This window comes from Prolixibacter bellariivorans ATCC BAA-1284, from assembly GCF_000621705.1.
Classification (GTDB): domain Bacteria; phylum Bacteroidota; class Bacteroidia; order Bacteroidales; family Prolixibacteraceae; genus Prolixibacter; species Prolixibacter bellariivorans.
This window is the reverse complement of the sequence record NZ_JHXO01000006.1, coordinates 364,947-386,290: the sequence shown is the minus strand read 5'-3', so window position 1 is coordinate 386,290 and position 21,344 is coordinate 364,947. Positions and strand designations below refer to the sequence as shown.

Annotated in this window: 17 protein-coding genes; 10 read left to right on the top strand and 7 right to left on the bottom strand. The window is 45.0% G+C overall.

Annotated features, from left to right (window positions below; all coding sequences use genetic code 11):
* Positions 1-19: 19 nt before the first annotated feature.
* From T426_RS0107210 to T426_RS0107180, 7 genes are all read left to right on the top strand, one after another.
* On the top strand, positions 20-1,819 hold the full coding sequence (locus T426_RS0107210; RefSeq protein ID WP_025863484.1) for an NADH-dependent [FeFe] hydrogenase, group A6: 1,800 nt from the start codon (positions 20-22) through the stop codon (positions 1,817-1,819).
* Between the two features lie 6 nt (positions 1,820-1,825).
* On the top strand, positions 1,826-2,356 hold the full coding sequence (nuoE, locus tag T426_RS0107205) for an NADH-quinone oxidoreductase subunit NuoE (RefSeq protein WP_036984210.1): 531 nt from the start codon (positions 1,826-1,828) through the stop codon (positions 2,354-2,356).
* Between the two features lie 273 nt (positions 2,357-2,629).
* Positions 2,630-3,094 (top strand): NADH-quinone oxidoreductase subunit NuoE, encoded by a 465-nt coding sequence (gene nuoE, locus T426_RS0107200; protein WP_025863482.1) that lies wholly within the window; start codon positions 2,630-2,632, stop codon positions 3,092-3,094.
* Between the two features lie 32 nt (positions 3,095-3,126).
* Positions 3,127-4,314, top strand: a complete 1,188-nt coding sequence (locus tag T426_RS0107195) for an NADH-ubiquinone oxidoreductase-F iron-sulfur binding region domain-containing protein (protein ID WP_027585468.1) — start codon at positions 3,127-3,129, stop codon at positions 4,312-4,314.
* A gap of 25 nt (positions 4,315-4,339) precedes the next feature.
* Positions 4,340-6,130 (top strand): NADH-dependent [FeFe] hydrogenase, group A6, encoded by a 1,791-nt coding sequence (locus T426_RS0107190; protein WP_025863481.1) that lies wholly within the window; start codon positions 4,340-4,342, stop codon positions 6,128-6,130.
* A 190-nt stretch (positions 6,131-6,320) separates the two neighbouring features.
* Positions 6,321-7,829 (top strand): [FeFe] hydrogenase H-cluster radical SAM maturase HydG, encoded by a 1,509-nt coding sequence (gene hydG, locus T426_RS0107185; protein ID WP_025863480.1) that lies wholly within the window; start codon positions 6,321-6,323, stop codon positions 7,827-7,829.
* A gap of 252 nt (positions 7,830-8,081) precedes the next feature.
* On the top strand, positions 8,082-8,273 hold the full coding sequence (locus tag T426_RS0107180) for a cold-shock protein (protein ID WP_025863479.1): 192 nt from the start codon (positions 8,082-8,084) through the stop codon (positions 8,271-8,273).
* A gap of 191 nt (positions 8,274-8,464) precedes the next feature.
* On the opposite strand, the gene T426_RS0107175 is transcribed toward T426_RS0107180, so the two are convergent.
* Positions 8,465-8,683, bottom strand: coding sequence for a hypothetical protein (locus T426_RS0107175; protein ID WP_025863478.1), 219 nt, complete (start codon positions 8,681-8,683; stop codon positions 8,465-8,467).
* 99 nt (positions 8,684-8,782) lie between these two features.
* Here T426_RS0107175 and T426_RS0107165 point away from each other — a divergent pair, with 99 nt between their 5' ends.
* Positions 8,783-9,490: a Crp/Fnr family transcriptional regulator gene (locus T426_RS0107165; protein ID WP_081782364.1), complete on the top strand. Its 708-nt coding sequence runs from the start codon at positions 8,783-8,785 to the stop codon at positions 9,488-9,490.
* Positions 9,491-9,602: 112 nt separating this feature from the next.
* Positions 9,603-11,225 (top strand): amidase, encoded by a 1,623-nt coding sequence (locus T426_RS0107160; protein WP_025863475.1) that lies wholly within the window; start codon positions 9,603-9,605, stop codon positions 11,223-11,225.
* A gap of 91 nt (positions 11,226-11,316) precedes the next feature.
* Here the strand turns inward: T426_RS0107160 and lacZ are convergent, their stop codons facing one another.
* The 6 genes from lacZ to T426_RS23000 all read right to left on the bottom strand — a co-directional run bounded on the left by lacZ (position 11,317) and on the right by T426_RS23000 (position 19,961).
* Positions 11,317-14,523, bottom strand: a complete 3,207-nt coding sequence (lacZ, locus tag T426_RS0107155; protein ID WP_025863474.1) for a beta-galactosidase, LacZ type — start codon at positions 14,521-14,523, stop codon at positions 11,317-11,319.
* 277 nt (positions 14,524-14,800) lie between these two features.
* Complete coding sequence (locus T426_RS0107150) at positions 14,801-15,508, bottom strand: RluA family pseudouridine synthase (RefSeq protein WP_025863473.1); 708 nt, start codon at positions 15,506-15,508, stop codon at positions 14,801-14,803.
* 159 nt (positions 15,509-15,667) lie between these two features.
* Positions 15,668-16,039 (bottom strand): hypothetical protein, encoded by a 372-nt coding sequence (locus T426_RS0107145; protein WP_025863472.1) that lies wholly within the window; start codon positions 16,037-16,039, stop codon positions 15,668-15,670.
* A gap of 114 nt (positions 16,040-16,153) precedes the next feature.
* Positions 16,154-17,395 (bottom strand): aminotransferase class I/II-fold pyridoxal phosphate-dependent enzyme, encoded by a 1,242-nt coding sequence (locus tag T426_RS0107140; protein WP_025863471.1) that lies wholly within the window; start codon positions 17,393-17,395, stop codon positions 16,154-16,156.
* Between the two features lie 179 nt (positions 17,396-17,574).
* Positions 17,575-18,849: an alpha/beta hydrolase family protein gene (locus tag T426_RS0107135; protein ID WP_025863470.1), complete on the bottom strand. Its 1,275-nt coding sequence runs from the start codon at positions 18,847-18,849 to the stop codon at positions 17,575-17,577.
* A 107-nt stretch (positions 18,850-18,956) separates the two neighbouring features.
* On the bottom strand, positions 18,957-19,961 hold the full coding sequence (locus T426_RS23000; protein ID WP_025863469.1) for a ketopantoate reductase family protein: 1,005 nt from the start codon (positions 19,959-19,961) through the stop codon (positions 18,957-18,959).
* Between the two features lie 265 nt (positions 19,962-20,226).
* On the opposite strand from T426_RS23000, the gene T426_RS0107125 reads away from it, so the two are divergent.
* Complete coding sequence (locus tag T426_RS0107125) at positions 20,227-21,306, top strand: 3-oxoacyl-ACP synthase III family protein (protein WP_025863468.1); 1,080 nt, start codon at positions 20,227-20,229, stop codon at positions 21,304-21,306.
* Positions 21,307-21,344 lie beyond the last annotated feature (38 nt).

The window sequence follows — 21,344 nt, the reverse complement described above, 5'->3', positions numbered from 1 at the left end:
TCCGTAAATCATCTGAAAAATGAAAATGGTAACATTAACCATCGATAATAAAACCGTTGAAGTTCCTAAAGGAACAACTGTTTTAGAGGCAGCAGCCAAAGTGGGCGTCGAAATTCCCACCCTCTGCCACATGAAACTGGACAACCTGGAAATTGAAAATAAACCCGGCGGCTGTCGTGTTTGTCTCGTCGAAATACAGGGCCGGAAAAATCTGGCTCCTTCCTGTGTAACTGAGGCAACCGACGGAATGGTGATCAAATCATCATCCATTCGCGTTATCAATACCCGCCGGACCATTGTCGAACTGATTCTGAGCGATCACCCGGCTGAATGTCTCACCTGCGCCAAATCGGGGAACTGCGACTTGCAAAGCCTGGCCATCAAAATGGGCATCCGTGAGCTGCATTTTTCCGGAGAGAAGTCGGTGCACCGCGAAGACAAATCACCGGCTATCATCCGCGACATGGACAAATGCATCATGTGCCGCCGTTGCGAAACCATGTGTAACGAGGTACAAACCGTTGGTGTTCTTTCGGCTATTAACCGTGGATTCAACTCGGTTGTTTCTCCGGCCTTTGAGCAAGACTTACAGGATTCAGCCTGTACATACTGCGGACAATGTGTAGCCGTTTGTCCCGTTGGAGCACTTACCGAGCGTGACCAAACCGGTGCCGTTATTCGCGCTTTGTCCAATCCCGACAAGACTGTCGTTGTTCAAACAGCACCCGCTGTTCGTGCTGCTCTAGGCGAAGAATTCGGACAAGAGGCCGGTACACTGGTAACCGGAAAAATGGCCGCTGCTTTGCGCCGTCTCGGTTTCAACTATGTATTTGACACTGATTTTGCTGCCGACCTTACGATTATGGAAGAAGGAACCGAGTTGCTCGACCGGTTGACCCGCCACCTCAACGGCGATTCAACAGTGAAGCTTCCGATCCTGACATCCTGCTGTCCAGCGTGGGTGAAATTTATCGAACACAACTTCCCGTCATTGCTCGATGTTCCTTCAACAGCCAAATCACCGCAACAGATGTTCGGCGCCGTTGCAAAAAACTACTTTGCCGAGAAACTGAATGTCGACCGGAAAAAATTGGTAGTTGTTTCCATAATGCCGTGTGTGGCCAAGAAATATGAACGTGGCCGCGACGAGTTTGCAGTGGATGGTAATTCAGATGTGGATTTTGTGCTCACCACTCGTGAGCTTTCACACCTGATTAAGTTGGCCAACATCGATTTCAATACTCTTCCCGATGAGGAGTTTGACCAACCAATGGGTATGTCAACTGGTGCCTCTGTCATCTTCGGAACAACCGGTGGTGTGATTGAAGCGGCTGTACGTACGGCTTATGAGCTCTACACCAAGAAACCTCTTCCCAAAGTGGAATTCGAGGAATTGCGCGGAATGGAAGGCCTGCGACATGCCACCATCGATTTTGCCGGATTGCCTTTGCACATCGGCATCGCTCATGGACTGGGAAATGCCCGCAAGCTGCTGGAAGAAATTGCTGCCGGAAGAAGCCAGTACCATGCCATCGAAATCATGTCATGTCCCGGCGGTTGTATCGGCGGTGGAGGACAGCCTTTCCATCACGGAAAATCGGAAATTCTGAAAAAACGCCAGCAGGCGATCTATCAGGAGGACCGAAAAAAACCGATTCGAAAATCGCACGAGAATCCGTTCATCTACCAATTATACGAAGAATATCTTGGTGAACCGATGAGTGATAAAGCACATCACTTATTGCACACCAAATATTTCGACCGCTCTACCGTATTTGAACAGGACGGCAATGCTTCTGAAACTGATGATAAAAACTAATTTGTCATGGAAATAACCAGAGATTTGAAAAACCATAAAGTGCAATTGTCGGAAAATGCCATTGCACTGGTCAAAAAAATATGTCGCCGGTTCAATTACGAGGAAGGCGAACTCATTAACATCCTTCACGCCGTGCAAAGCCAGTTTGGTTACCTGCCGGCAGAAATCCAGGAGCTGATCGCTAAAGAACTGGACATTTCAGTAGCCAAGGTGTATGGTGTTGTAACGTTCTACTCGTTCTTTACCATGAAACCGAAAGGCAAATACCCCATTTCGCTTTGTATGGGGACCGCTTGTTACGTTCGGGGTGCTGAAAATATCCTGAACGAAATCAAACGGCAACTCAACATCGATGAAGGAGAAACTACTCCTGACGGGCTGTTTTCGCTTTCCAGCCTGCGGTGTGTCGGCGCTTGCGGACTCGCACCAGTATTGATGGTAGGCGAAAAAGTGTATGGACGTGTTGCTCAGGCAGATGTGCGGAAAATTATTTCGGAATACAAAGCCGGTTGCCCGACGCATCCTTCAAAAGAGTAAATATACATATGTTAACGTCTGAATATCAAACAGAACGGGTCTATTTGGACCCGTTTTTTTTTATGATTTTTGCTATATATTTCTTCAATTTTTAACTATTTTAAGGCTATTACATTTGATTTTAACTCTTATTTCACTGTACACATTAAAATATGACTTTTCCACATATAGTATTTCATCAGAATTCTATATAAATTCGAAAAGGAGGTAGATGATAAAGGAGAGAGCCCATTACGCAGACATCATTTTTTCTTCACTATAAATCATCAAACTATGGATCCAATCCAATCCTTAATCAAAGAGCTGGCGGTAAAACATGGCCGCAGGCGCGAAAGTCTGCTACCTGTACTTCAAGGAGTTGTAGAACAGGAACGTTACCTTTCGGAACATTCCATGATTGAAATTGCGCGGGAACTTGACCTGCCGGCAGCGGAAGTCTATGGAACAGCCACTTTTTATTCTTTCCTCGAACACCGGAAAATGGGCCGTTTCGTCATCAGGATTTGCAAAACGATTTCCTGCTCGATGAAAGGGAAAAACCAGGTACTCCTGGCCATTCAGGATATGCTCAAAATATCGACAGGTGAAACGACACCTGACGGCCGATTCTCCCTGGTTGAAACCAATTGCCTGGGACTTTGCCATAAAGCACCGGCCATGCTGATCAACGAGGAAGTGTATACCGAACTGACTCCGGAAAAAGTCCGTGAGATTCTGTCGGAATACATGCTGAAGTAACTTTTCAAACCAAACCAAAAAAATCAATCCAAATGGCTGAATCATATCATCTGTTGAAACGAGCCGATTTCATTTTCCGGAATGAAAATGACTGGGAGGATATCCTCACCAAGACCATTAAACGCACGCCACAGGACATCATCAATGAACTGATTAGTTCGGAATTGAAGGGACGTGGCGGTGCAGGTTTCCCCACAGGTTTAAAATGGAAAATTACGGCTGAAGCCAAGTCAGCTGAAAAATATGTCATCTGCAACGCCGATGAAGGAGAACCGGGAACCTTCAAAGACCGGGAAATTCTCTCCAGAGTACCCTATAAAGTACTGACAGCAATGGCTGTTTGCGCGAACATCATCGGCAGCAAAAAAGGTATCATTTATCTTCGTGGTGAATATCATTCACTCAAAGAGGCACTGGAGAAAACCATTTCCGAATTTGAATACTATTGCAAAAAAATCAAACTCGATTTTACTGTCGAAGTCTTCATGGGAAGTGGCGCCTATATTTGCGGTGAAGAGACTGCATTATTCGAATCGTTGGAAGGACATCGCGGCGAACCACGAAATAAGCCTCCCTACCCGACCATTAAAGGGTATATGGACAAGCCGACCGTTATCAACAATGTTGAGACGCTCGCTCATACCTTTACCATCTTTAAATACGGCGCCAAGAAATTCTACGATCTGGGCGTTCAGTTCTCTCGCGGAACAAAGCTATTCTCTGTTTCCGGCGATACACCCAAACCAGGCATATACGAGCTGGAGTTAGGAATGAGCCTTCAGGATTTCGTCAACGAATTTGGCGATGGCGATACCAAGGCAGTTCAGGTGGGTGGAGCTTCCGGATTTTTAGTGCCAAGAAAAAAATTCCAGGAAACCGCAATCGGCTACCAGGGTAAACTGACGGGAATCTCCCTTCCTACCGGAGGATCGATGATGATCTACAATAGTTCGCGATCCATGTTCAATGTGCTGGATAATTACCTCGAATTTTTCCGCGAAGAATCCTGCGGACAGTGCACGCCTTGCCGTGTGGGTTGTCAGCAACTCCTTATCGGGATTAAGGCGGTAAAACGCGGAGAGCGACCGGCACAGTATCTTGACAAACTGCTCAAACTTTCGGAAACGATGCAAATAACGGCCAAATGTGGTCTGGGCCAATCGGTGGCTAACTCGTTTGCATCCATTGTGGAAAATTTCCGGGAAGAGATGATCTACTAATCGTGAACCAATCAAACTGAAAATCATGACCCAAAAAATTCAATTAAATATTAATGGTTTTCCGGTAGACGTTAAACCCGGAACCACCATTCTGGAGGCTGCCAGTAAAGTGAATGTCACCATTCCTACCCTCTGTTACCACAAAGATTTGTGCGTGGCGGGTAACTGCCGCGTCTGCGTAGTGGAAGTGGCCGGTCAGAAACGCTTATCAGCAGCTTGTGCCACTCCGTGCGAGGATGGAATGGATATCCTGACGAATAGTCTCAAAGTGCGCAATTCCAGAAAACACATCATCGAACTGCTGCTTTCGGAACATAATGCCGATTGTACCAAATGCTACAAAAACGGAAAGTGTGAGCTACAATTACTGGCTTCGGAATACAAGATCATGACCCAGGACTTCATTGAGCTCCTGCCCTGGAAGGACTATACCATCGACATGATCTCGCCCAGTATTATTAAGGATGACAGCAAATGTATCCGCTGCCAGCGTTGTGTACGTACCTGTGCCGAGTTGCAGGGGGTTAATGCACTGACGGTAGCGTACAAGGGTGATAAAATGAAGATCTCAACCTTCTTCGAAAAACCCATGAACGATGTAGTCTGCACCAACTGCGGACAATGCGTCAACCGCTGCCCAACCGGTGCACTGGTTGAAAAAAACTACGTGGAAGAAGTGTGGGATGCCATTTCGGATCCGGGAAAGCATGTAGTCGTTCAAACGGCTCCGGCTGTTCGTGTTGGACTGGGCGAAGATCTGGGCTTTGACCCCGGAACGCGGGTCACCGGGAAAATGGTGGCTGCCCTGAAGCGACTTGGCTTTGATTCAGTCATGGATACTGATTTTTCAGCCGACCTGACCATCATGGAAGAAGGTACCGAGTTGCTCACCCGCTTGAAAAAAGCGCTCAAGGATAAAGACCCGGATGTGAAACTTCCAATGGCTACTTCTTGCTCGCCAGGCTGGATCAAATACATCGAGCACATGTATCCTGAATATCTCGGCAACCTGTCGACCTGCAAATCGCCGCAGCAAATGTTCGGAGCGTTGGTGAAAACCTATTACGCTAAGGCTCGAAATTTAGATCCCAGCAAAATTGTCTCGGTTTCTATTATGCCCTGTACGGCGAAAAAATTTGAGGCAGCTCGTTCAGAAATGCACGATAGCGGCTACCGCGATGTCGATTATGTACTAACAACCCGGGAGCTTTCTATTATGATCAAACAGGCCGGAATCGATTTCATGAGTCTGCCAGATATGGAATTTGACCGGCTTATGGGTGAATCGACCGGAGCGGCTGTTATATTCGGTGTTACCGGAGGTGTAATGGAAGCTGCATTACGGACAGCCTATGAGTTGGTAACCGGACGCCCCGTTCCATTCGAAAACCTGAACATTACTGCGGTCAGGGGAATGACTGGTGTCAAGGAAGCTTCTATTAAAATCGAAAATCCGTTGAAAGAATGGAAATTCCTTGACGGGGTGGAATTACGTTGTGCCATTGCGCACGGCCTCATCAACGCAAAAACCGTAATGGATGCGGTGAAAGCCGGAAAAGCCAATTTCCATTTTCTGGAAGTCATGGCTTGCCCCGGCGGTTGCCTGGGTGGTGGTGGTCAACCCATTCCAACCAACGCGGAAATTCGCGATAAGCGCGCCAAAGCCATTTATGAAGAAGATGCATGGAAACCCATCCGGAAATCACATGAGAATCCGGAAGTGCAGAAAATTTACAAGGATTTTCTGGGTGAACCGCTCAGTGAAGTTTCTCATCATCTGCTTCATACTAAATATACGTCACGGCAGCGTTTCTAACGCCGAGCGATTGATTTAACACTTTTCAAACCCCGGTTGCACCCAACCGGGGTTTTTATCTCCGTCAGTAGCCGTTTCCTGAGTTTCGAAAACCTGTCAAAAATCTTATAATGAGACCGATTTTCGTGATACCAATCATGCTGTTCTCGCCGGCGAATTATATACCTTTGTTATATTAAACCAACCAATCATGCAATATAAAACAGCGGCAGAGTGGAAGAAAGACGTTATTGTCAGGGACGAAATTGATAAGTACCTGATTGACGGGAAAGATTTTATTGATGAGGAGAAAATTCATGCACAAATAGCCAATGCGAAAAATCCCGATCCGGAATACATTCGCGGGATTCTGCAAAAATCGCTCTCGATAAAAACACTAGCCCCGGAGGAAACTGCCGCCCTCCTCAATGTCGAATCCCCCGAATTGTGGGACGAAATCAATGAAGCAGCACTCCAGGTGAAGAAAAAAGTTTACGATAACCGCATCGTATTTTTTGCACCTCTCTATTGTTCCAACCTTTGCGTCAACAATTGTGAGTATTGTGGTTTCCGGGAAGAAAACTGCGATGAAAAACGACGTATCCTCACCCAGGATGAAATTCGCAAGGAAACCGAATCCGTTATCGATGAGGGACACAAGCGACTAATTCTGGTCTTTGGTGAACATCCCCGTTCGGATGTCGATTACATGGTCGATACCATCAATACGGTTTACTCCGTTTACCGCGATGCTCCGGTATCGGGCCGGGAAGCCAATATCCGCCGGGCGAATATCAACGCCGCCCCGATGAGTTCAGCCAAGCTGAAAAAATTGAAGGAAGCAGGAATTGGAACATACCAGGTTTTCCAGGAAACCTATCATCACGAAACATACAACAAAGTACATCCGACCAATACCCTTAAGGGCGATTACCGCTGGAGACTTTATGCGCTTCACCGTGCAATGGACGCAGGTCTCGACGATGTAGCCATCGGAGCACTCTTCGGGCTGTACGACTGGCGTTTCGAAGTGATGGGATTGCTGTACCATACCATCGATCTGGAAAACCGATTCGGCGTGGGACCACATACTATTTCGTTTCCGCGAATTACTCCGGCTTCCGGTTCCTCGTTAAGCAATAACCTGCCGCACCAGGTTTCGGACGAAGACTTCAAAAAGTTGGTAGCAATTTTAAGATTATCGGTTCCAACGGCCGGTTTAATCGTTACCGCTCGCGAACAACCTGAATTGAAAAGGGAAGTTATCAATCTGGGCTGTACCCAAACGGACGCTTCTACCCGGATTGGAATCGGCGCTTATTCCGACCAGAAAACAGAAGAGGATCTGGACAAGAAACAGTTCACCATTGGCGATCCACGTGATCTGGACGATGTGATCCGCGAAGTGGCTGAATTGGGCTATATTTCATCCTTTTGTACAGCTGGGTACCGTTGCGGAAGAACAGGTGAAACTATTATGGGCATGCTGAGTCACTGTGTGGAAGGTAAATTCTGCAAACTTAATGCGGTACTTACCTTTCGGGAATACCTGAATGACTATGCCTCGCCTGAAACCAAAGCCATTGGTGAAGAATTGATTCTGAAGGAAATTGCTGAAATTGAAGCAGAACCTTATTTCGCCGAACGGCCTCACCTGATGGAGAAATTCAGAGCCGAGTACAAAGACATTCTTCTAGGCAAAAGAGATTTGTATCTCTGATTGAACTGAATTCATGTAAAAATTTCATATCAACCGTCGGATAAATTCCGGCGGTTTCCTTTTTCCCGCAAAAGATAAATTCTCCGGTTATTTCAGCCTTCTCTCCAATTGTATTTTTGTTATCTATACAATTTCAAAACACTGGTTTCAAATAGCATATCCTTTATAAAAATTCATTTTATTTGACATAATCATATCTTTGTGTCACTGATTAATGTAAATTTGTTAGAACTACATTATCAACTCAAAACTATGAACAAAGGAACAGTTAAGTTCTTTAACAAGACCAAAGGCTTTGGTTTTATTAAAGATGAAGAATCAAACAATGAGTATTTTGTCCATGTAACCGGATTGGTAGACGAAATACAGGAAAATGACGAAGTTACTTTCGATCTTCAGGAAGGTAAAAAAGGATTGAATGCAGTAAATGTTAAACTAGCATAGTTTATTTCATTGCAGAACATCTTTCCTGCCTCGCCATCTTGGTCGAGGCTTTCTTTTTTCCATAAAAAAACAAACCCCTTTCGATATAAAGAGGTTTGTTTTGACACCAGATCTCTCTGCTATAAGAGTAAAACTACGAACTTTCACCCTTTTTAGTTGTACATGCCAACTAGATGATACCATGTGAACCTTTACCTTGTCTTTGTATGCCGCATGGTTCTGACAACCTGAAATACAAACAGCGATACAGCTGTCAGGCCCACAAAAAGAGCAATTCGACAATAAGTGCCGCAGAAATAATCATATCCCGCTCCACATACCGACGAAAAACAGCCAATCAGAATCATAACAACATAATAGACAAATGCTATTGTTCCCAGTCCAAATAATATGGTCAGCAATTTATTCATGAGTTTTCGTCTTATTATAAATGTATGACCTTACTTCCAATGTTCCGGTATTGTGTTTGTGAGAGTTCTCCCTTACCTTTGTGAAATATTTCACAATCAATGAGAAAGACAGCCTTGTCGACACGGTTATTACGCAACTGCACTCTTTGTAGTGAAAAGTCCTGCGCCGCCATGGCGCTTAGTAAGGATGAACTCAGGCTTTTGGGAGAGAACTGTAGTGAAGGGATCTTCCGAAAGGGAGAAGTTATTCTTTCTGAAGGCTCACTTACGTCCCATATCATTTACCTGCAATCCGGCCTGGTGAAGGAGTACATAAAAAGCGGTGATCAGCCGGAATGTATTGTCCAGATTATCCAAAATCGCGCTTATCTCGGATTACCATCCCTATTCGGCGACCGTATCAACCATTATTCCTACGCTGCCTTAACGGATGTGGCCGTTTGTTTTATCGATGTGGCCGTTTTCAAACAATTTATTCTTGACAACGGGAGGTTTGCTTTTGAAATCCTTTCAACCGTAAGCCGGGACAGCCTGACCAATTATCATCGATTCATCAGTCAGGGACAGAAAAAAACCTATGGGAAACTGGCCGATACATTGCTTTATTTCTCAAAAGCCATCTTTCGCTCCAACCGCTTTCGATTGCCACTAAACCAAAATGAAATTTCCTACCTCATCGGTACCAGTCGCGAGAGTGTTTCCAAACAACTGAACAGTTTTATTCGTGATGGCATCATCAGTCTTCGCCGAAGAGAAATCACTATTAACGAACCCGAAAAGCTTGAGCAAATCAGCCGCCTGGGGTAGTCCGCTGAATCCTTCTTTGTAATCATTCTACTTTAATGTATCTTATGCAGGAATTTCAATATGACGACCTGAGTGACATTTCGTATAAGTTTCAACCACACTAATTTGCAAAATGAAAAGAAGAAACTTTTTCAAAACAGCTGCCATTGGCGGGGCAGCATTCACACTTTCTCCATTGGCCGCCTGTGATGAAAAAAACGCCCAGACAGCTTCGTCAACTGCAGATTACACTCAGTTTGACCTGAATGAAGTTACGATTGAACAACTTCAGCAGAAAATGAAAAACGGTGAAATCACTGCCGAGCAATTGACCAACAAGTATCTGAAACGCATCAAAGAAGTCGACCAGGATGGGCCGACACTCCGCACCGTTATTGAATTGAATCCGGATGCCGTTGCCATTGCCCGCAAAATGGATGAAGAACGGAAAGCGGGAAAAATAAGAGGCCCGTTGCATGGTATTCCCATTTTGATAAAAGACAACATCGATACCGGTGATAAGATGCAAACCACTGCCGGTTCGCTTGCACTGGAAGGCAATCACCCAAAGAACGATGCTTTTATTGTCGCAAAACTTAGGGAAGCCGGTGCTGTTTTGCTGGGGAAAACCAACCTTAGCGAATGGGCCAACTTCCGTTCCAATCATTCGTCAAGCGGATGGAGCGGCCGTGGCGGACAGACTTGCAATCCTTACGTGACGGATCGCTCTCCCTGTGGTTCCAGTTCCGGTTCGGGAGCTGCCGTTTCGTCGAATTTCTGTGCCATTGCCATCGGAACAGAAACTGACGGCTCCATCGTTTGTCCTTCCGGAATAAATGGTGTGGTAGGTATCAAACCAACGGTTGGACTTTGGTCACGAAATGGAATTATCCCCATTTCGCACAGCCAGGACACGGCCGGGCCGATGGCCCGAACTGTTGCGGATGCGGCTACACTGTTGGGGCCGCTGGTTGGCGACGATGCCAATGACAAATCCACCATGCCTGCTTCCAAATGGAAAGGCACCGATTATACCCAATTCCTCGAAAAAAACGGCTTAAACGGGGCACGAATTGGTATTGTTAAAGACTACTTCGGATTTAACGATGATGTAGATGCGTTGATGAAACAGGCGATGGACGCCATGAAACAGCAGGGAGCTGAGCTGGTGGAACTGGAACCCATGAAGGACCAAAAGGAATGGTCGAAAGCTGAATGGACGGTTATGGTCTACGAATTCAAGAACGACCTGAATAAATACCTTGCTGAACATCCCGAAGCGCCCAGAAAGAACCTGAAGGAACTGATTGAATTCAATAAAAATAATAGCAGCAAGGAGCTGCAATGGTTTGGTCAGGGGATTTTCATTACTGCCGAAGAGAAAACACCCTCGGAAGAAGAGTACCTGAACGCGCTCAAAATTACCAAAACCAAACCGGCCAAATATATCGACAGTGCCATGAAAGAGCATAATCTGAATGCATTGATTGCTCCGACCAACGGACCGTCGTGGACCATCGACCGGGTGAACGGCGATCATTTCGGTGGTGGTAGTTCTGATTTGGCTGCCGTTTCGGGATATCCGAGCATTACCGTGCCTGCCGGATTGGTACACGAACTGCCCATTGGCTTGTCATTCATCGGAACAGCCTGGTCGGAGCCGGAATTAATTAAACTGGCTTATTCTTTCGAGCAAGCTACTAAATTAAGGCAGGCGCCAAAGTTCATTCCTTCACTGCTGACGACGCAGGCATAATAAACGACTGAGATCGTTTCGAAAAAATTCAATAAAAAACTCCCGACCGTGACTGGTTCGGGAGTTTCCTGTTTTTATGAATCGTGATTTACTAATAGAGCTTCTCTGCCTGTGCAATGGATTTTACCGGACGAATCGTAAAGCCGTATTGATAGCTTTTGGCCGATAACCGGTACGGCGGATGGGCAATAGCCTGGGCACTCCAGGTATCGTCGCCGCCAACTCCCAATTGTCTGTAGTCGATATGCACCGTGTAAAAATCGCGAACCGGCACCTCATCGATGTGTTTTGCCTGCTCCAGATCGGCAGCCGTGTAAGGCCACACACTGAAATCAACTTTTGGCTCAGCACGAACCATCAGTCCACCGTTTTTCCCGGTAAGGGCAAACCAGCGAACATCGCTCCGGTTCCCATTTTCCTGCGGACGCGCATATTTGTACTGCAATTCGCTCGTGGGAGTTTGATACAAGGCCAGCTTGGCACCTGATTTCCGGTCCCAGTAATTTTCCCACGGACCTTTTCCGTAATACGCCGTTTCAGTCAGCGTTCCCGGAACTTCCATCGTAAAGCCAAAGCGCGGCAAATCGGGCGCGTTCTCACCTTTCATTACATCGGCCGACACATGAAGCGTGCCGTCACCTTCCACCAGATAGTGCACCTTCAGTGTGGATGCATCCACCGGCAGTGTATACGTACAAACCACGCCAGATTGATTCTCGTCAATGGTTGCCGACTGAAGAGTCATATTAGCAACCGCGTCTTTCCAAACCCGCATATCGCGGAAGATGTGGTTGCCACCGGCCTGATCGTTATCTGTTGGCACACGCCAGAAACTAGGTTTCAGTGAACTAACGAACTGTTCTTTGCCATTTATTTTATAGGATGAAATGGCTCCCTTCGCCTTATCAACTACTACCGTGAAGTTCTTTCCCGACAAGGTAATATGGTTACCATTTTCAGTGGCTGTTGCCTTACCGGAAACGACTGCAGCCGGTTTCACCTCATGTCCCGGAAGGATGAATTCATTCCAGGCAATTTCAAAGCCGGCATTCGCCCACAGATTCTTCTTCGTCAAGTCCCAACTGAGGTTCAACACGTACTCAGCGTCCTTTTTTAGCTTTGCCTGATCGACCGGAACATGGAAGCGGGCATTTTCACCCGGAGCACATGCTGGCGTCGCAATTATACCATGCTGCACTTCCACACCGTTTTCCCGTAACGACCACTTGAGCGTGTATGGTTCCAAACCGGTAAAATCCTGCCGGTTCACTACCGTGAAATCAAGATTCTTCAAATCAACCGGACTGACACTGATGGGCTGGAATACATGCTTGCATTCCCACAAAGCCGGTTTGGCCGTGCGATCGGGGGCGACAATACCGTTAATACAGAAGTTTCCATCGTTAGGCTTATCGCCAAAATCGCCTCCATAGGCCCAATACGATTTTCCGTTCTTATCTTTTTCCAGGATGCCCTGATCAATCCAATCCCAAATGAAGCCGCCCATTAGGTTAGGATGTGAGCGAATGACTTCCCAGTATTTTTTCAAATCGCCGGTGGAGTTACCCATCGAGTGTGCATATTCACACATTACAATCGGGCGGTGAATCCACGGACTCCTAGCCAACCCTTCAAGCGAGCTCGGCGATGGATACATCCGGCTGATCACATCGACCCACTGCCGATCAGTCGGATTGGCATCATAGGGCTTTTTCCAGTAATCTTTGCTGGTAACTGGTATATAATCCGGACTGGTCGGATCGCCCTGTGCCCCTTCGTAGTGAATGAACCGCGTTGGATCGTAACTACGAATCCAGCCGGCCATGGCAGCATGGTTCGGGCCTACCCCCGATTCGTTGCCAAGCGACCAACCGATAATAGCCGGGTGATTTTTGTCCCGTTCCACCATCCTGACGGCACGATCCACAAATGCGTAGGTCCAGGCCGTATTATTCGTGAAATAACCAGTCAGGCCATGTGTTTCTAAATCGGTTTCATCGAGCACGTAAATACCGTATTTGTCGCACATATCGTAGAAATACGGATCGTTCGGATAATGCGATGTACGAACAGCATTCAGGTTGAAGCGTTTCATCAGAAGGACATCTTCCAGCATCTCCTTCCGGGTAATCGCTTTCCCGTTCACCTCGCTGTGATCGTGCCGGTTCACGCCATACAGCTTCACCGGACGGCCGTTGACTTTAAATACACCGTGGTTCCATTCAACTTTCCGGAAACCCACATGCGTGCTGGTCGCATCCACGACGTTGCCATCGGCATCCTTCAAAGTTACGACCAATGTGTAGAGATACGGATTCTCAGCCGACCATTTCACCGGATTGGTAATATGCGCTTTCAACAGAGCAAAAGGTACATTGTCGTGCTGTGGAACACTTTCGTGTAAAATATGATTCACGGAGATACTCATCTCCCCATTATTTACTTTGTTCCCCTGCTCATCATACAGTTGCGCATTGAATGTCCATCCCTTGGGATCGGTATCATCCGGTACTTTTAAGCGCGGCCGGATTTGCAATTCAGCATCTTTATAAGCGGCATCCAGATCGGTCCGAACCGCCAGGTCGTATATGTTCACTTTCGGTTGAGCCACGAGGTAGACTTCCCTGTGAATGCCGCTCATCCGCCAGTGGTCCTGATCCTCAAGGTAACTACCATCGCTCCAGCGGTACACCTGCACTGCCACCCGGTTTTTTCCGGGTACGAGATAATCGGTGATGTCGAATTCGGCCGGTAACCGGCTTCCCTGACTATACCCCACTTTTTGTCCGTTCACCCACACATACATGGCCGACGAAACACCCCCGAAGTGCAAAATCACATCCCGGTTCTTCCAGTTTTCCGGAATAGTAAAGTCACGGATGTATGAACCGACCGGATTGTCCCGAAGAATATACGGCGGTTTGGCCGGGAACGGATAGGTGACGTTGGTATAAATCGGGGTACCGTATCCTTTCATTTCCCAACTCGATGGCACCGGGATGTTGTCCCAGCCGGAAGCATCAAACCCCTTTTTTGCAAAATCGGTGGTGGCATCTTCTGCTTTGGTAACAAAATCAAACTTCCAGATTCCGTTCAGCGACTGGTACCGAGGACTCTTTTCCCTGTCCATCGTTAGGGCTGTTTGGGTATCTTGAAACGGGTAAAGCGTGGCATGCGCTTCCAGTTTATTCCGCTCAATCATGCGCGGATTCTCCCAATCTTTCGGATATTTTTGACCGAAAGAGGTTAGCGACAGAAGCGTCAACAAAAAAGTAATCAGTGATATTCTCTTCATCATAAGACTAGATTTGTGTATCAGTTTAGCGTGTGTAAAATAAGAAGTTTGGCGTAATTATCCAACCAGTACCTACCAGTTGTGTTTAATTTAAAATTCTTATCCATTAATTTACAACAAATGAGATACAACTTCCCTTGCCATAGAAAGAGAATAAGGAACTTATCACTTCGCTCCGGGCTCGAATGGCGTTCAAGTGAAAGTTCTGAATGGACTAAAAATAAATGAGGTGATAGTGACCCAGTTAATTGGCGAGGAAATCTTCTTCCTCGTGAAAGTCTTAATGCTTCAATAACACTTTGAAGTAGGCCGGAATATCCGTCTCAAAAACCATGGTTTCCTTCGTAAACGGATGGGTTAACTTTAAGGAGGATGAATGGAGCGCCAGTCGTTTGATGCCTTTATCTTTTACTCCGTACATTTTATCGCCGGCCACCGGATGTCCCTCTTCCGCAAATTGTACCCTGATCTGGTTCTTCGTTCCGGTAAAAAGATCGATTTCCAGCAGGCTAAGCTGGTCCGATTCCCTGACGACCCGGTACCCGGTTTTGGAAAACTTTCCCTTTTCGGGATTATTGATAGAATACATCCGATGCAACTGGTTCTCGACCAAATAAGAGGTAAGGATGCCTTCTTTTTCGGCTAGCTGACCATGAACAACGGCGGAGTACGTTTTATGAAACGTTGCCCAGTTATCCTGCAAATACCGTTTGGCAGGTTCACTCTTCGCAAAAACCAATACTCCTGAGGTTTCCCTATCCAGCCGATGTACGATAAATATCCGGCTCTTAGAGCGTGGATTTCCTTTTTTCACATAGTCGGTCAGCAGAAAATAAGCGGTGTTCTCCTTTTCCCTGGCGGTACTCATCGTGAGCAAACCGTTAATCTTATTGACAACCAGCATATCCCGATCCTCATAAAGAATGGTCAATCCCTTGGGTTCGTGTTTCTTTGAGGGCCGTTTAAACTGAGGTCTGTTTTCCTGCATCGCTATGATTTATGGAGGCAAAGGTAGTATATAAGCGGAAACATTTACTGCCTCATTTCAATCTTTCCGGTTAAACCGGAATGAAAGCCCGGGGAGGCCTTCTTCTTTTTAGAAAAGTATTTTTCAGTACTGAAAAGACACACATAATTCTACACGAAGCTACTTTACTTTTTTTATCCGAAGCGTGTAATGCACCGTCGAATCCGGCTTCAATACAGGCATTGCATCGGCTAGCATGGGTTTAAGACAAGGCATATTGTCATAGGACGTATTATTCTGAAGTATATTCTCCGGAGTTGGCGTGTTTCTTAATCCCTTGGCTTGCGTATTTTCTTTCAATAGCTTTTTCACCTCTGCCAGTGTCGGAGCAGTCATTTGCTGTTGTTTACTCATCTGGCTATACCTTCCCAAATCGGTATAAGCGGATACATCGATTCCGGTTGTGTCGAGCTTCAATGATAACTTATTCTGGGAAAATGCAGATGTAGTGAAAAAGCCTAAAATAAAAGAAATGAAGACAATCGTTTTCATGGCCGTGGTTTTACATTCGTGATCCTTAAAGGAATACCTTTACCATCAAGATGAAATTGTCGGTTCAATCGTTGCGCTCTCCCCATCAAGATTGGTGGAAGAAAGTTTGTAAATTCATCCTAATTTATCCAACGCCTGCTGAATATCCGTTTTCAAGTCTTCGATATCTTCCAGTCCAACGCCCAGGCGGAGCATCGTATCGGGTATCTTAAACGATTCTTTCATTTCCTCAGAAAGATCACTGTAAATGGTTGAAGAAGGATGGATAATCATTGATTTGTTATCGCAGAAATTGGTGCCCCGCCTGATCACTTTTAGCGCATCCATGAAATCGAAACACTGCTTTTTACTTGCCAACTCAACGCTAATCAAACAACCGGCCCTTGAGTTGAAATACTTTTCAGACAGCTGATGGTACGGTGACGTATCTAAAGCGGAATATTCCACGCGTTGAACTTTGTCCTGCTCTGAAAGCCATGAAGCCAGATTGCCGGCATTTTCGCAAATCCGGTCAATGCGCAACGTCAGAGTTTCCAGGCCCAGCATTTGCAACCATGCATTCTGCGGCGACAAACAACATCCCAGGTTGCTGAACAGCTCTTTCCGCAGTTTCTTCTCGAAAGCTGCGTTCCCATACAGCTGGAAATTCGCCTGTAGCTTCGGGATATATTGCCACTTATCCGACATGTAGGTAAAAACCGCCCCGCCTATTGAAGTAGCGCCTCCGGAAATGAACTTGGTGGTCGACAAGACTTCAATATCGATGCCGTATTGATGACTTTGAAAGAGGTAAGGTGTCAACAGGCTGTTATCGACAATGAGCAACACCTTCTTCTCTTTTGCGATTTGGGAAATCCGCTCAAAATCAAAAACAATCAGTTGCGGATTGGTAATGACCTCCAAAAAGATGGCACGTGTTTGAGCGTCGATGTTTTGTTCTATTTCATCCGGATTTTCCGGATCAACAAACGTAACCTGGATGCCAAATGACTTAAGCGTTTTCGAGAAAAGGGAATAGGTATTTCCAAACAGGTACTTACTCGCCACAATGTTGTCGCCGGTATCGCAGATAGAAAGTATGGTTGAAGAGATGGCTGCCATACCCGAGCTCACACTCAGGCTGCTTTGTGCATTGGCCAGCGACTTCAGCCGAACTTCCAGCTCCCGTACCGTGGGGTTCGAAATTCGCGAATAAACGAAGGAATCGCTTTCACCCCGGAAAGCCCGTTCCACCGATGCTGAATCCTCAAAGTCGTAGGCTGCGGTTTGAAAGACCGGTGTTTTCAAACTTCTCACATCTCCCTGGTACGAGTCATTCTCATCGCCATGAATCATCCGCGTATTTAATCCCTTCATAAGTCGGTTTATTCGTTTATCAAATGCTTTTCAAGACTATTTTCCTAACGGTTGAAGGGAGTTTTTGTTGGATTTTGGAGTGATTTTCTCATGGAAATACAAACAAAATCGATGCGATTAAACTGATGAATCATAAATCGACGTTGGTCAAACCGCCAAACGCCATTTTCCATAACCCACTATTCAATTTTATTTAACCAATCGGTTATCGCACGTAAATACTGGTGATTGATTACCTGAAAATAGGGAAAATCTTTACTCACATAGGTCATGGTATGTGTCGTGTTTTCTAATGTAAGAACTTTATTGTTGGTTGATTTAGATTCTCTGATTGCCTTTTCAATAATTTTGTAACTATTGGCTGGAATTACTTTATCAGATAATCCTTGAATGACCAAAACAGGTTGTGTTATTTTCTTGAAATAGGGAAGTCCGCTAAAGTTTAGCTTATCATCTTTTTGAACATCCCGTTTCGGAATCCAGACATATTTGAGCCAATCCCGGTTACTATACTTGCTTTTAATTTGTTCTAAAGCTTTGTATGAAATATTTCCTGCGAGGTAATTATACGCCGCTTTTTGGGTTTTCAAGGCCTCACTCATATTTTCGTTGCCTATTCGACTACTATTTAAATTCTTCCAATGGTTTAAATCACTTTCTAAGAGTGTTCCACCCGGACAGCTTATCGAAATGCCAAACCCCAACCCGGGTAACTTTGATAAGACATATGGAATTTTGATACCACCTTGACTGCTTCCTTTAATCCCAATTTCGGATAACGGAAGAGCTGAAATTTTTGAGAAAAACTCGACGGCATTGATGTCGTCCGAACAGAGCTCTTCCATTGTTGCTAATTGCCAATTCCCTTCCGACTTCCCGGTTCCCCGTTTATCGTAATTAAAAACGGTATAACCCAAATTGGTAAAATAGTAAGCTTCTGCATTCGTTCCGCTTCGGTCATTTCCCTGAGAAGAGGTCACAAAAAACAAACCTTTCCCATTTGGTTTTTTGGGCCTCCACAATGTGCCATATAGTTTGAGTCCATTTGACATAAATGCAAAATCTTTATTTTCAATCTTATCCTGTTCACCGGCATCATTTCTATTCAGGTTCGTTTCAAAAGTGTTTAACAGTTGCTCGGTCTCATTTGAATAAATCTTCAGGTTTCCTTTGAAACCTCCATTTTGCCTGAGGTATTGGTATTCATATGTATAGTAATCGCTTACCACGTAAAAACGCAACGAATCGTCCCTGTAAACTGTATGTTGACAAGGAATTTCATCGGCATTCATCTCCATACTCGAAAAGAATGCTGATGTCTGATTCGTTGTTGCAATCAATTTTATCTGGTATTTAATCGATGACTTTCCATAGTCAACAGAGCCGGAATAGGTTTGTGCAAACAGTTTTCCGGAACAGATAAGCAGAATGGTTAGAATGATTAAATGCCTCATATCATTAGATTTTAAGAATGGTAAACAACCAGAATTGTCGATACGCCGTGATTGCTAAGTCCGTCCACAGGAATCAAAGACAATTAAAGGTAAACAACTTTCCCCTTCTATTTGAAGAAGCGAACATTATCAAAGTAAGGTGTGTAATTTCCTTCTTCAATACCATGTATCAGTTCAACCACCTTATCGTTGTACGGTGTGGCGACATGGTACTTTTTTCCATATTGGGATACCACTCCGTTAATGGCATCTACTTCCGTCCGTTTTCCTTTCTCCAGATCCTGCAGCATACTGGCCTTCAAGCGGGCATGCTTTCTTATCGCAATAGGAATAATCAGATAGGAAAACCATTTTTTCAACCGGTTGGTATAACCGACTAATTTTCGCAAATCCTTCCCCTGAACAGGTTCCAGCTGAATGCCTGCTGCATCAGCTACGTCAAAACATTCCTTCAGTATTCTTTGAATACATTTCCTTGACTCTTTGTTTTTGGCAGCCTCACCCAACGTGCATCCCAGTACAGCTGACATACCACTAAAAGCACTGTTAATGGTTAGCTTCGACCATCGTGCTCCAATGAAATTCCGCTCAATATCAACCGGACCAACGACCTCCAGTATCTTTTTTATTTCCTGTAGTTTCTCATCGTTCTTGCCATTTAACGAGCCAATACTAAACGTTAAACTATCCGGACTGGAGGTCAAATCGCTCACCCCATTACCTATCATGGTAGCCCCCCAGGCAATCGTACAGCCAAAGGTTCTTTCTTCGCCAATCACTTCCGCAACCGACAATTCTGGGAAACCATTCTGAGCGGTGCATATCACTCCATCTTCATTAAGATAACGGGCAATTTGTTCCACCACCTTTTCATTCTCCTGCTGTTTGGTCAACAGGAAAATGATATCGTATTTCTCCGACATCTCCTCGGGCAACAAGGCTTTTACCGGAACCTGCATTTCGATGGTACCGGTGATTTGGGCGCCCTTTATTTTCAGACCTTCTACATGAGATCTATTTCGATTAATTAAATCTACATTCATTCCGGCTTCTGTCAAAAAAGCGCCTATCACCGTTCCCAGCGAACCGGCTCCGTATATCGCTATTTTCATCTTCTCATCAGTTTTAACAAAGAGTTTCATCTTCGAAATTAACCAAAATCAACTTGATAACACGATTGCGGAAATCAGGTTATTTTCTGAAAGACAAAAACAAAGCTGGCATGACAAACTTTGTTGCCCGGAGCTGTCCATAAGCTCCGGATAAATTACATTTGTTCCTCTAATAAGGAGTGAATATGAAGATATTTCGTAAGATAAATTGTAGTTTTACTTTCATAAGTTAGTTTTGTTAACATGGCATTATAATTGGCAGCGAATGAAAAAACTATATTCTATTATTAAAGGCTCAGGATGTTACATACCCGAGAAAAGAGTTTTAAATGAAGATTTCCTGAACAATGAATTTTATGATTCTGATGGAAACAAAATAAATACCCCGAATGAAGAAATAATCAAAAAATTTGAGAAAATAACGGAGATCAGAGAACGACGGTATGTTACTGACGACCTGAAAGCTTCTGACATCGCTTATTTTGCAGCAAAGGATGCGATCATAAATTCTGAGATTGATAAGGAAAGCCTTGATTACATTATTGTCGCACATAATTTCGGGGATGTACAAAGTAATAACCGAAAGTCGGATTTGGTTCCCAGCCTGGCAGCCAGAGTTAAAAGCAAATTAGGTATTGAGAATCCTAAAACCATAGCATTTGATGTGCCTTTTGGTTGTCCCGGGTGGCTCATGGGGATGATACAGGCTGATTATTTCCTCAGATCGGGTGACGCAAAAAGGGCGTTAATAATAGGGGCGGAAACTCTTTCACGAATCTCCGATCCACACGATAGGGATAGTATGATTTATTCCGACGGTGCCGGTGCTACCATTCTGGAAGCGATTGAGAGTGATGTGCCTGTTGGAATTCTTTCCCATACCTCCCGATCCGATACGTTAAATCATGCTTTTCTGCTTTGGATGGGCAAATCAAACAACCCGGATTATCAAGGAGATGAATTATTTTTAAAAATGCATGGGCGTAAATTGTATGAATATGCGTTAAATACGGTTCCGATGGTTGTGAAAGAAAGCCTGGGAAAAGCGAACATCGGTTTGGAGGACGTAGATAAAGTATTGATACACCAGGCGAATGCCAAAATGGACGATGCTATACTCAAACGGTTGTTTAAGCTCTATAAAAAAGTAGATATCCCCCAACATATTATGCCAATGACCATAGCTGAACTTGGAAATAGTTCGGTGGCAACGATTCCTACTTTGCTTAGCTTGCTATTTGATAACAAATTGCCCGATCAGAAGGTGACAAACGGGAACGTATTAGTCTTTGCTTCTGTTGGGGCAGGAATGAATATTAATTCGATGGTCTATAAAATGCCATAGGTTGCTGGTCGTTTGTATGTGGTCGGGCGGTTCCGAAC